Source organism: Caballeronia sp. GAWG1-5s-s (assembly GCF_023631445.1).
Classification (GTDB): Bacteria; Pseudomonadota; Gammaproteobacteria; order Burkholderiales; family Burkholderiaceae; genus Caballeronia.
Genome location: NZ_JALQDC010000001.1, coordinates 422,305 through 434,363, shown reverse-complemented (window position 1 = coordinate 434,363; position 12,059 = coordinate 422,305). Strand labels below are relative to the sequence as shown.

Below are 12,059 nucleotides of genomic sequence, written 5' to 3'. Positions count from 1 at the left end.
CTATGAATCTGAAGATCAGTGGACACCACCTCGAATTGACGCCTGCGTTGCGCGAGTTTGTGATCACGAAGCTGGACAGAGTGCTCCGTCATTTTGATCAGGTGATGGACGGCAACGTTGTCCTCTCGGTCGACACTCATAGGGACAAGGACAAGCGCAACAAGGCGGAAATCAATCTGCACCTGAAAGGCAAGGACATTTTCATCGAGAGTTGTGACGCTGATATGTACGCAGCTATCGACCTGATGGTCGACAAGCTGGACCGCCAGGTCATTCGCCACAAGGACAAGATCCAGGGTCACGCGCACGAAGCCGCGAAGTACCGCGAAGAAGCGCACGGTCTGGAAGCGCCCTCGCCCTGAGCGGCAGGCGCGCGAGCGACGCAGCCCGCCGGCCATCGGCGGGCGCGATTCGAGGCATTCCTCGAATCGAAAAGCGCCAGAGAAACGCCCGCTTCGGACAAACGCCGCCCATTGGCGGCGTTTTTGTTGCATAGTGCATGACGGCGTGGCACAAAGCATTGATTTTCCGGGCTTTGTACTGCACATTCGATTGCGGCGACTGCAATGGCGCGCCGCACCATCGTGCTTTCCCCTGTTCTATAATGAGCCGGTTATGATCGGGGTCCGCAGTACAGGAACGCCGCAGGGAACGCCGCAGGGAACGCCGCAAGCGCATCTTCCGTATCACCATCGCCGTGAGCGCTTTCAGACAGCAGCCACGATGAGGAGCTATCAGGCCACGCATCAGCCTGCCAACATGAATCGTTTAGCCAAATTTCTTCCCATCGAGAACGTGGTTCTCGGACTGTCCGTCACCAGCAAGAAGCGTGTATTCGAGCAAGCGGGCCTGATTTTCGAGAACCAGAACGGCATCGCCCGCAGCATCGTCACCGACAACCTCTTCGCCCGCGAGCGCCTGGGTTCGACCGGGCTCGGCGAAGGCGTCGCCATTCCGCACGGCCGCATCAAGGGGCTGAAGCAACCGCTCGCCGCCTTCGTGCGCCTGGCCGAGCCGGTTGCGTTCGAATCGCCCGACGGCCAGCCGGTGTCGCTACTCATCTTCCTGCTCGTGCCCGAACAGGCCACGCAGCAGCACCTCGAAATTCTCTCGGAGATCGCGCAACTGCTCTCCGACAGCGAAGCGCGCGAGCGTCTGCACAAGGAAGAGGACCGTGAGGCGCTGTATCAGGTGCTCACGCAATGGCAACCGTAATCGCTCCTTAGACGCGGGCCACCGCTTCTGAAAGGCGTGGCGAGCGCGCCGCGCCGCTCGCGCGCTTTTGACGCTTCTCGCGCGCGCGGTGCTTCTGCGGCACAATCGGTCACACGCAGCGCCATGCGGCGAACCGAAGCTCAAGGCTTCGTCACGCGAAGGCTGCTCCCGGCTTCCAACGGAGTTCCGGCCTCATGGATACGTCCAGCATCAACGCTCAAAGTATTTTCGACGACAACGCCGCCGCTCTGAAGCTCAGCTGGCTCACCGGGCACGAAGGCTGGGAACGCGGGTTTTCGAGTGAAACGGTGGCGAACGCAACGTCGAGCGCCGACCTCGTCGGCCACCTGAACCTCATTCACCCGAACCGCATTCAGGTGCTGGGCGACGCCGAGATCAACTACTACCAGCGTCAGTCCGACGAAGACCGCTCGCGCCACATGGCCGAGCTGATCGCGCTGGAGCCGCCGTTTCTGGTCGTAGCCGGCGAAGTAGGCGCGCCCCCCGAACTCGTGCTTCGCTGCACGCGCTCGTCGACGCCGCTTTTCACCACGCGCATGTCGGCGGCGGCCGTCATCGACAGTCTGCGCGCGTATATGTCGCGCATTCTCGCGCCCCGCGCCACGCTGCACGGCGTGTTCATCGACATTCTCGGCATGGGCGTGCTGCTGACGGGCGATTCCGGCCTCGGCAAAAGCGAACTCGGCCTTGAACTCATCAGCCGCGGCCACGGACTCGTTGCCGACGACGCCGTCGATTTCGTCCGTCTCGGTCCCGATTTCGTCGAAGGACGCTGCCCGCCGCTTCTGCAAAACCTGCTGGAAGTGCGCGGCCTCGGCCTGCTCGATATCAAGACCATCTTCGGCGAGACCGCCGTGCGCCGGAAGATGAAGCTCAAGCTGATCGTGCAGCTCGTGCGCCGCCCGGACGGCGAATTCCAGCGCCTGCCGCTCGAAAGCCAGACCGTCGATGTGCTCGGCCTGCCCATCAGCAAAGTGACGATTCAGGTGGCGGCTGGCCGCAACCTTGCTGTGCTGGTCGAAGCGGCAGTGCGTAATACCATCCTGCAATTGCGCGGCATCGACACGTTGCGCGATTTCATGGACCGTCAGCGGCTTGCCATGCAGGACCCGGACAGCCAGTTTCCCGGCAAACTCATCTGAAGCCCGCGCGTCTTCACGGAATTCGCACGAAGTCCGTACGATACGCAGGTGCTAAGATGAAGCGAACGAGCACACTTCCATGCGTATCATCCTGATTACCGGCATTTCCGGCTCCGGCAAGTCCGTCGCGCTCAATGCGCTCGAAGACGGCGGCTACTACTGCGTCGACAACCTGCCTCCGCGCTTTCTGCCCGAACTCGCCGCGTATCTCGCGAGCGAGGGGCAGCAGCGTCTCGCCGTCGCGATCGACGCCCGTTCGAGCCTTTCGCTCGACGAAGTGCCGTCCATCATCGACAACCTCACGAAAGCCTACGACTTGCGCGTGCTGTTCCTCAACGCCAGCACGCAGGCGCTCATTCAACGCTTCTCGGAGACGCGCCGCCGTCATCCGCTGTCCGGTCCGCCGGGGCACGACGCGAGCGTGGGCGTGCTGAACTCGCTTGGCGAAGCCATCGAGCGGGAACGCGAACTCGTCGCGGGACTCGCGGAATACGGGCATCAGATCGACACGAGCAATCTGCGCGCGAACGTGCTGCGCGCGTGGGTCCGGCGCTTCGTCGAAACGGACGCCGCCGATCTCACGCTGATGTTCGAATCGTTCGGATTCAAGCGCGGCGTGCCGCTCGACGCCGATCTCGTCTTCGACGTGCGCACGCTGCCGAACCCGTACTACGACCGCGAGTTGCGGCCGTTCACCGGCTGCGATCAGCCGATCATCGACTATCTCTCGGCCCAGCCGATGGTCGGCGAGATGATCGACGATATCGGCGGCTTCGTCGGTAAATGGCTGCCGCGTTTTCGCGACGACAACCGCAGTTATCTCACCGTCGCAATCGGCTGCACGGGCGGGCAGCATCGCTCGGTGTATATCGCGGAGGCGCTCGCCGCGCGCTTTCGCGACGCTGCAACCGTGATCGTGCGGCATCGTGACGCGCCCATTCCCGTGGATGAGAGCGCGAGCACTACGCGAACCTGATCGCCGCGCCGGCGGTCCACCCTGGAGGGGTGCGATGTCCTCGAATCCCGCGAGTCCCGTTCTCTTCGACGTGCCGCTGTTTCCGCTGCACACCGTGCTTTTCCCCGGCGGGCTTTTGCCGCTCAAGATTTTCGAGGCACGCTATCTCGACATGGCGCGCGGCTGCCTGCGCGAGAAGACGCCGTTCGGCGTGTGTCTCCTGAAGAGCGGGCACGAGATCGCATCGCCGGGCGATCCGTCGGTGCCCGAGAACGTGGGCTGTCTGGCGGAAATCATCGAGTGCGATGTCGATACCTTCGGGCTGCTACTCGTGCAGGCGCGCGGCACCGAGCGATTCCGGCTGCTTTCGCATCGCGTGGAGGCGAGCAATCTGCTTGTCGGCACCGCCGAGCTATATGGCGACGACCGGCCGCTGCAAGGCGCGGAGACGCTCGCCAAGTTCGGCGCGTGTGCGGAAGTGCTCGAACGGATCATCGAGGCCATCAAGACGCGCGAGCCGGAGAACCTGCCGTTCATCGAGCCGTTTCTGCTGGATGATCCCACGTGGGTTTCGAACCGGCTCTCCGAGATCCTGCCGATTCCCATGCGCTCCCGCCAGAAGCTGATGGAACTGCTCGACGCGGGCGCGCGCATCGACGTCGTGCATCACTACATGCAGCATCATCAACTGCTTTAGAGCAGCGTGCCGATCAGTGCGTCGAGCAGCTTGCGCACCGGCGCGGGCACGCCGAACGAATCGATGCGCGAAAGCGGCGCCCAAACCGTGCGCGCGTCCTTTGCCTCCGGCGTCGCGCCGCGCATTTCGCCGAGGCGCGGCTCGATGTCAAGCTTGAAGTGCGTGAACGTGTGCGAGAAAGGCGTTAGACGCTGCAAGTCCGCCTCGCAGCCGTTGTCTTGCGCGACTGCGGCGAGCGCCGCCTCATCGGGCGCTTCGGGCAGGCTCCACAGGCCGCCCCAGATGCCCGTCGGCGGGCGCTTTTCCAGCAGGATCGAATCGCCGTCCTTCAGCACCAGCATCCACGTCTTGCGCGTCGGCACCGTCTTTTTCGGGCGCGCCGCCGGCAGTTCGCGCTGCCGCCCTTCCACATTCGCGACGCAATCCGCAGCGAACGGACACCGCGCGCAGTCTGGCTTGCCGCGTACGCAGAGCGTCGCGCCGAGGTCCATCAAGCCCTGCGTGTAGGCGGTGACTTCGTTCTTGTCGGCGGCCTCGGGCAAGAGCGATTCAGCCAGCGTCCACATCGCGTTTTCGACGCGCTTCTCGCCCGGAAAGCCTTCCACGCCGAAGACGCGGGCCAGCACGCGCTTCACGTTGCCATCGAGAATCGTCGCGCGCGCGCCGAACGCGAACGACGCGATCGCCGCCGCCGTTGAGCGCCCGATGCCCGGCAACTCCGCGAGTTCATCGACAGTTCGGGGAAATTCGCCGCCATGCTCGTGCTCGACGACCTGCGCGCAGCGATGCAGATTGCGCGCGCGCGAGTAGTAGCCGAGACCCGCCCACAGCGCCATCACGTCGTCGATCGGCGCATCCGCGAGCGCGGTCACGGTCGGAAAGCGTTCGAGAAAGCGCGCGTAGTACGGGATGACCGTCGTCACCTGCGTCTGCTGCAGCATGATCTCCGAGAGCCAGATGCGATAGGCGTCGCGCGTGTTTTGCCACGGCAGATCGTGACGCCCGTGAATGCGTTGCCACGCGATCAGGCGCGCGGAAAAGTCGGTGAGTGCGAGCATCGGAGTTAGCGCTGGCAGCGCGGACAAAAGTAAGTCGAACGCTGTCCCTGGACGATTTGGCGGATGGCCGTGCCGCAGACGTGGCATGGCAGACCCGCGCGATCATAGACGAAGTAGTCGAGCTGGAAGTATCCCGATTCGCCATTGCTGCCGACGAAATCGCGCAGCGTGCTGCCGCCTTTGTCGATGGCCGCGGCGAGCGTCACGCGCACCGCATCCGCGAGCAGGTCGTAGCGGACGAGCGAGATGCGGCCAGCGGCGGTCGTCGGCCGGATGCCCGCGCGAAAGAGGCTCTCCGACGCATAAATGTTCCCCACGCCCACGACGATGCCGCCCGCGAGCAGCGCCTGCTTCACCGAGACCTTGCGCCCGCGCGTCTCGCGAAACAGCAGCGCGCCCGAGAACTCTGGCGAGAACGGCTCGACGCCCAGACTCGCGAGCAGCGGATGCGCGAGCACGTCGCCGTCTTCGCGCGGATGCCAGAGAATCGCGCCGAAGCGGCGCGGATCGCGAAACCGCAGAATGAATTCGTCGAAGACCAGATCGACGTGATCGTGCTTCGCGGCGTCAGGCGGTCGCGGCACGTTGCGCAGCACGCGCAGCGTGCCGGTCATCCCGAGATGGACGATGAGCCAGCCTTCGGCGGTCTCGAACAACAAATACTTGCCGCGCCGCTCGACCTTCTCGATTTTCAGATGCCCGAGCGTCTTCGCGAGATGCTTCGGGATGGGCCAGCGCAGCGCGGGCGTGCGAACGTCGACATGCTCGACGCGCCTTCCCGCGACGTAGGGTTCGATTCCCCGGCGGGTGACTTCGACTTCCGGAAGTTCGGGCATTTTCTGGAGAGAGACTTGCTGGGGCGAGTGTGCCGGTATTTTAGCGACCGCGTTACAATCGACCGAAACATCGTCTGGATTTCCATGAACTCGTTCGTCATGAAGCTGTTTGCGAAGCGTCAGGCCGGCTTGACGCAATCGTTCGCGATGCCAATGTCCCGCGCCGCCGGCGCGGTGGCGCTGGCACTCGCCGCACTCGCGTTTGCGCCCGCGCATGCGCAGTCGCCCAACGCGACGCCCGTTCCAGGCGACGACGATTCCGCTGCGCAAACCGCCGCCGACGCGCTGACCGCGCCCGTCAGCGGCGCGGAGCAGCAAGACCTGCCGAACGTGGCTGTATCGAGCCAGATCGTGTTTCAGGTGCTGGCCGCCGAAGTCGCGTTGCAGCGCGGACAGCCCGCGCCCGCTTTCCAGACGTATCTCTCGCTCGCCCGCGACACGCACGATCCGCGCTTCGCTCAGCGCGCGACCGAGATCGCCATTGCCGCGCAAAGTCCCAACGACGCGCTCACGTCCGCGCAACTCTGGCAGCAGTTCGCGCCGCATTCGGAGCGCGCGGCGCAGTTGAGCGCATCGCTTCTGATCGTCTCCGGCAAGCCCGATGACGCGAAGCCCACGCTCGAACGCGAACTCGCGAAGGTGTCGCCCGAGCAGCGCGGCGAGGCGCTTCTCTCGCTGCAAGCGCTACTGGCGCGCGGCCCGAATCGCGTGGGCGGCCTCAACGTGCTGAAGGATCTCACCGCGAACGACCGCGATCGCCCGGAAGCGCAACTCGCGATCGCGCGTCAGCAGTTGCTCGCGGACGATCAGCCGGGCGCGAAGGCATCGCTCGAAAAAGCGCTGCAATTGCGGCCCGACTATCTGCCCGCCGCGTTGACGCTCGCGCGCATGGGGCCGCAGGAGCGCGCGGAAGGCATCGCTTCGTTCGAGCAGTATCTGGCAAAGAACCCGAAGTCGCATGATGCGCGGCTCGCGCTCGCGCAACTGTATCTGTCGTCCGACCGGCTCGACGACGCGCAGAAGCAGTTCGAAATCATGCGCAAGAACGATTCGAAGGACCTGACGCCGTTGATGGCGCTCGCGCTCATCGACATTCAGAAGAAGCAGTTCGACAAGGCGAAGGACTATCTGAACCAGTACGCGAAGGCTGCGGAAAGCACGCCGGGCGCGGACCCCGGTCAGGCGTATATCTATCTCGCGCAACTGGCGCTGGAGCAGAAGGACGAGACCGCCGCCGCGCAATGGCTCGACAAGATTCCGCGCACGAGCCAGCAATACCTGCCGGCGCAGATCACGCGGGCGCAACTGCTCGCGAAGCAGGGCAAGGTGGACGATGCTCGCGCGCTCATCAACAGTCTGCAAAGCTCGGATCCGCGCGATCTCGCCCTTCTCGCGCGCACCGATTCGGCGATTCTCTTCGAAGCGCATCGCTACAAGGAAGCCGAAGAGAATCTCGCGAAGGCGGTGGCCGCGTTTCCGGACGATCCCGACCTGGTGTACGACTACGCGATGGCCGCCGAGAAGAACGGCCACTACGACGTGATGGAAACGCAACTGCGCACGCTGATGCGCACGCAGCCGAACAACCCGCAGGCGTACAACGCGCTCGGGTATTCGCTCGTCGATCGGAATCAGCGGCTCGACGAAGCGGTGCATCTGATCGAGAAGGCGGTGTCGCTCGCGCCGAACGACGCGTTCATCATGGACAGCCTCGGCTGGGCGCGCTTCCGCCAAGGAAACGCAGCCGAAGCCGAGAAGATCCTCAAGAATGCTTATGACCTTCAGCCGAATGCCGAAATCGGCGCGCATCTGGGCGAAGTGCAGTGGAAGTCCGGCCAGCAGGACCAGGCGCGCGCCACGTGGCGGCAGGCTCAGAAGCTCGAACCGGGCAACGATACGCTCGTCAAAACGCTGAAACGACTTCAGGTGAACGATCTCTAATGGCATTCGACTTCTTCGCCGGCGCGAAGCGTCCAGGGGCGCGGCGCTGCGTGCTCGGATTCGCGGCGGCTGCCACGCTGGTTTCGTCCGGCTGTGCGCTGCAACCGCGCCTGCCGACCACGTCGGAAGGCTCGACATCGCTCGCGACGCAGACGAGCCGCATGTACCACGGGCGCTTCGCCGTGCAATACGACGATCAGAACGGCGTCGCGCGTAACGCCTACGGCAACTTCGACTGGCAGGAAACGGGCGATACGGTCACGCTTCAGTTGCGCAATCCGCTAGGGCAGACCATGGCGATCGTCACATCGTCGCCTTCGCTCGCGACGCTCGAATTGCCGAACCGCCAGCCGCTCAACGCGGACAACGTCTCCGACTTGATGCGAAACGCGCTCGGGTTCGCGCTGCCCGTCGAAGGCTTGCGCTACTGGCTGCAACCGTCGGCGGCGCCGACATCGCGCGCGGAGACGACGCTCGACCCGGAATCGAACAACGGCCGTCCCAAGGAAATCAGGCAGGACGGCTGGACGATCGACTACCTCGCCTATGCCGAGCCGCCCGCCACCGGCGTCAAGCGCGTCAACCTCACGCGCAGCGAGCCGCCGCTCGACATCAAGCTCGTCATCGACCAGTAACGCTTTATCGCCTTCCGCATGTCCTCTTCCAACCATTCGATGCGCGATTGCCTCGCGCCCGCGAAGCTGAACCTGTTCCTGCACATCACGGGCCGTCGTCCGGATGGCTATCACGAGCTTCAAACCGTCTTTCAGCTGCTCGACTGGGGCGATGTCCTGCACTTCAAGCGCCGCGACGATGGCGTCGTGACGCGCAAGACCGACGTGCCCGGCGTGGCCGAGGACGACGATCTCGTCGTGCGGGCCGCCCGATTGCTTCAGAAGCACACGGGCAGCGGCTATGGCGTCGAGATCGAGATCGACAAGCGTCTGCCGATGGGCGCGGGTCTCGGCGGAGGAAGTTCCGACGCAGCGACGACTCTTTTGGCGTTGAATCGTCTATGGGGAGTTGACCTTTCGCGTGAAACTCTGCAGAATCTCGCCCTGCAACTCGGCGCGGACGTGCCGTTTTTTGTCTTCGGGCAGAATGCATTTGCAGAGGGTGTGGGCGAGGCGCTGCAGGCGGTGAAACTGCCGAAACGCTTCTTCCTGGTAGTCACGCCCGATGTGCACGTTCCGACTGCGGCGATTTTCTCCGAAAAAAGCTTGACACGGAATACGAAAGTCGCCACAATCATGGACTTTCTTGCACAGCAAAGGTCAGACACTAACTGGCCAGACAGCTTCGGTCGGAACGACATGCAGGCTGTAGTTGCAGAAAAGTACGCGGAAGTTGCAAAGGTGCTCGAGTGGTTTTCCAATCTCGCACCGGCGCGAATGACCGGATCTGGAGCAAGCGTATTCGCCGCTTTCCCCAGCCAGGCCGAAGCGGAGTTGGCGCAAGCCAAGCTGCCGGCAAGCTGGAGCAGCGTGGTGACAAGCAGTCTGGATTCTCATCCTCTCTTCGCTTTCGCGTCATAGATTTTGTTTTGCCGGGTATGTCCTACACTTCCCGGCAAGATTCAAGGTTAAGTGTAGGGGAGTCGCCAAGTTGGTCAAGGCACCGGATTTTGATTCCGGCATGCGAGGGTTCGAGTCCTTCCTCCCCTGCCATTCTTTCTCGCGTTTTCCTCACGCCTCCAGCCGCAGACAGGTGCACGATGAGCAGTGACGGCCTGATGGTTTTTACTGGCAACGCGAATCCCGCGCTTGCTCAGGAAGTCGTCAAGATCCTAGGAATCCCTCTCGGCAAAGCAATGGTCAGCCGTTTCTCCGACGGCGAAATCATGGTCGAGATCCAGGAAAACGTGCGAGGCAAAGACGTCTTCGTTCTTCAGTCCACGTGCGCACCGACGAACGATAACCTGATGGAACTCATGATCATGGTCGATGCGCTCAAGCGCGCATCCGCAGGCCGGATCACCGCAGCCATCCCCTACTTCGGCTATGCGCGCCAGGACCGCCGTCCGCGTTCCGCGCGCGTGGCTATCTCGGCGAAGGTCGTCGCGAACATGCTGGAAATTGCCGGCGTCGATCGCGTGATCACCATGGACCTTCACGCCGACCAGATTCAAGGTTTCTTCGACATTCCCGTCGACAACATCTACGCAACGCCCGTCCTGCTCGGCGACCTGCGCAAGCAGAATCATGATCATCTGCTGATCGTGTCGCCGGACGTCGGCGGTGTCGTGCGCGCCCGCGCGCTCGCCAAGCAGATGAACACGGATCTGGCGATCATCGACAAGCGCCGTCCGAAGGCAAACGTCGCCGAGGTGATGAACATCATCGGTGAAGTCGAAGGCCGCACGTGCGTCATCATGGACGACATGGTCGATACGGCCGGCACGCTGTGCAAGGCCGCGCAAGTGTTGAAGGATCGCGGCGCGAAGCAGGTCTTCGCCTACGCCACGCATCCGGTGCTGTCGGGTGGCGCCGCGGAACGCATCACGGCGTCGCAGCTCGACGAACTCGTCGTCACGGACACCATTCCGCTGTCGGCGGAATCGCTGGCATGCCCGAAGATTCGTCCGCTGACGAGCGCAGGCCTGCTCGCGGAGACGTTCTCCCGCATCCGGCGCGGCGACTCGGTGATGTCGCTCTTCGCCGAAGGCTAAAGCATTGGCAATAGACGCGAGGCTCAGGCTTCGCGTTCTTGCATGATCGGCGCGAACGTACGAAGGTTCGCGCCGTTTGTTATGGGATCGTCCAATTCGATGATCCCGGTTTCCCTGCCTGGTCGCGGGCAGTTATAGGAGTCAGAAAATGAAAGTCGTCGCTTTCGAGCGTAGCAAGCAAGGTACGGGTGCGAGCCGCCGCCTGCGTAACTCGGGCAAGACCCCGGGTATCGTGTATGGCGGTAACGCGGACGTTCAACTGGTCGAGCTCGACCACAACGCCCTGTGGCACGCCCTGAAGAAGGAAGTGTTCCATTCGTCGATTCTCGACCTGGAAGTCGGTGGCAACTCGCAGCAAGTGCTGCTGCGCGACGTGCAATATCACCCGTTCAAGCAACTCGTGCTGCACGTGGATTTCCAGCGTGTCGATTCGACGAAGAAGCTGCACACCAAGGTGCCGCTGCACTTCATGAATCAGGAAACGAATCCGGCCGTGAAGCTGGCGGGCGCCGTGATCTCGCACGTCGTCACCGAACTGGAAGTGGAATGCCTGCCGGGCGACCTGCCGGAATTCCTCGAAATCGATCTGGCAAAGATCGAAGCCGGCCAGACGATGCACGCGAAGGACATCACGCTGCCGAAGGGCGTCGCGCTGACCGCGCACGTCGAGGCGGAAAACCCGGTGGTGGCATCGGCGACCGTGCCGGCTGCGAAGCAGTCGGATGCGGCAGGCGACGCAGCGGAAGGCGAAACGCCGGCTGCCTAAGCTCTGCAAGGTGCCTGACGGCGCTGTAGTATCCTCTCGATCCGTTCACGGAACGGTCGACGTGACCCGCCGGTGTGCAAGCCCCGGCGGGTTTTTTTTCGCATGACAACACGCGGGCTTCGGCTCGCGACGATTCGACATGATCAAGCTGATCGTTGGCCTCGGCAATCCGGGCGCCGAATACACGGCGACGCGCCATAACGCGGGCTTCTGGTTCGTCGATCAACTGGCGCGCGATGCCGGCGCGACGCTGCGCGACGAACGGCGTTTTCACGGGCACTACGGCAAGGGCCGTCTGCACGGCCATGAGATTCACCTGCTGGAACCACAGACGTTCATGAACCGCTCCGGCCAGTCGGTCGTCGCGGTCGCGCAGTTCTTCAAAATCCTGCCCGACGAGATTCTCGTCGCGCACGACGAACTCGACCTTCCGCCCGGCACCGTCAAGATGAAGCTCGGCGGCGGCAGCGGCGGCCACAACGGGCTGAAGGACATTTCGGCGCACTTTTCGTCGCAGCAGTATTGGCGCTTGCGCATCGGCATCGGGCATCCGCGCGATCTGATTCCCGAAGGCGCGCGGGCGGGCGCGAAGCCGGACGTCGCGAATTTCGTGCTGAAGCCGCCGCGCCGCGAGGAACAGGACGTCATCGACCAGTCGATCGAGCGCGCGCTCGCCGTCATGCCGTTCGTCGTCGCGGGCGAGACCGAACGCGCGATGATGAACCTGCACCGCAATTCCTGACCACGAATCTGGAGCCCA

Annotated in this window: 13 protein-coding genes and 1 tRNA gene; 12 read left to right on the top strand and 2 right to left on the bottom strand. The window is 63.4% G+C overall.

Going from position 1 to position 12,059, the window contains the following annotated elements; translation table 11 throughout:
* Positions 1-2 precede the first annotated feature (2 nt).
* The 5 genes from hpf to NCR34_RS02105 all read left to right on the top strand — a co-directional run bounded on the left by hpf (position 3) and on the right by NCR34_RS02105 (position 4,030).
* Positions 3-362 (top strand): ribosome hibernation-promoting factor, HPF/YfiA family, encoded by a 360-nt coding sequence (hpf, locus tag NCR34_RS02125; protein ID WP_159835157.1) that lies wholly within the window; start codon positions 3-5, stop codon positions 360-362.
* Positions 363-759: 397 nt separating this feature from the next.
* Positions 760-1,215: a PTS IIA-like nitrogen regulatory protein PtsN gene (gene ptsN, locus NCR34_RS02120; protein WP_175939328.1), complete on the top strand. Its 456-nt coding sequence runs from the start codon at positions 760-762 to the stop codon at positions 1,213-1,215.
* 194 nt (positions 1,216-1,409) lie between these two features.
* Complete coding sequence (hprK, locus tag NCR34_RS02115) at positions 1,410-2,378, top strand: HPr(Ser) kinase/phosphatase (protein ID WP_008351692.1); 969 nt, start codon at positions 1,410-1,412, stop codon at positions 2,376-2,378.
* A gap of 79 nt (positions 2,379-2,457) precedes the next feature.
* Entirely contained in the window at positions 2,458-3,354 is an 897-nt protein-coding gene (gene rapZ / locus NCR34_RS02110; protein ID WP_206467446.1) for an RNase adapter RapZ, read from the top strand.
* A 34-nt stretch (positions 3,355-3,388) separates the two neighbouring features.
* On the top strand, positions 3,389-4,030 hold the full coding sequence (locus NCR34_RS02105; protein ID WP_250498973.1) for an LON peptidase substrate-binding domain-containing protein: 642 nt from the start codon (positions 3,389-3,391) through the stop codon (positions 4,028-4,030).
* On the opposite strand, the gene mutY is transcribed toward NCR34_RS02105, so the two are convergent.
* Positions 4,027-5,088, bottom strand: coding sequence for an A/G-specific adenine glycosylase (mutY, locus tag NCR34_RS02100; protein WP_250498972.1), 1,062 nt, complete (start codon positions 5,086-5,088; stop codon positions 4,027-4,029). The genes NCR34_RS02105 and mutY overlap by 4 nt on opposite strands.
* Before the next feature lie 5 nt (positions 5,089-5,093).
* On the bottom strand, positions 5,094-5,924 hold the full coding sequence (mutM, locus tag NCR34_RS02095) for a bifunctional DNA-formamidopyrimidine glycosylase/DNA-(apurinic or apyrimidinic site) lyase (protein WP_175939319.1): 831 nt from the start codon (positions 5,922-5,924) through the stop codon (positions 5,094-5,096).
* An 84-nt stretch (positions 5,925-6,008) separates the two neighbouring features.
* On the opposite strand from mutM, the gene NCR34_RS02090 reads away from it, so the two are divergent.
* The 7 genes from NCR34_RS02090 (at position 6,009) to pth (ending at position 12,041) form a co-directional block, all read left to right on the top strand.
* Positions 6,009-7,865, top strand: a complete 1,857-nt coding sequence (locus NCR34_RS02090; protein WP_250498971.1) for a tetratricopeptide repeat protein — start codon at positions 6,009-6,011, stop codon at positions 7,863-7,865.
* A complete protein-coding gene (lolB, locus tag NCR34_RS02085) occupies positions 7,865-8,500 on the top strand; it encodes a lipoprotein insertase outer membrane protein LolB (RefSeq protein WP_250498970.1) in 636 nt (211 codons plus the stop codon). Before NCR34_RS02090 ends, lolB begins: the two co-directional genes overlap by 1 nt.
* Before the next feature lie 18 nt (positions 8,501-8,518).
* Positions 8,519-9,400: a 4-(cytidine 5'-diphospho)-2-C-methyl-D-erythritol kinase gene (gene ispE, locus NCR34_RS02080; RefSeq protein WP_250498969.1), complete on the top strand. Its 882-nt coding sequence runs from the start codon at positions 8,519-8,521 to the stop codon at positions 9,398-9,400.
* 55 nt (positions 9,401-9,455) lie between these two features.
* A tRNA-Gln gene (locus NCR34_RS02075) sits at positions 9,456-9,532 on the top strand.
* 47 nt (positions 9,533-9,579) lie between these two features.
* Positions 9,580-10,533, top strand: coding sequence for a ribose-phosphate pyrophosphokinase (locus NCR34_RS02070; protein WP_175939311.1), 954 nt, complete (start codon positions 9,580-9,582; stop codon positions 10,531-10,533).
* Between the two features lie 148 nt (positions 10,534-10,681).
* Complete coding sequence (locus tag NCR34_RS02065; RefSeq protein ID WP_206467439.1) at positions 10,682-11,299, top strand: 50S ribosomal protein L25/general stress protein Ctc; 618 nt, start codon at positions 10,682-10,684, stop codon at positions 11,297-11,299.
* Between the two features lie 139 nt (positions 11,300-11,438).
* A complete protein-coding gene (gene pth, locus NCR34_RS02060) occupies positions 11,439-12,041 on the top strand; it encodes an aminoacyl-tRNA hydrolase (protein WP_250498968.1) in 603 nt (200 codons plus the stop codon).
* The last annotated feature ends 18 nt before the right edge of the window (positions 12,042-12,059 follow it).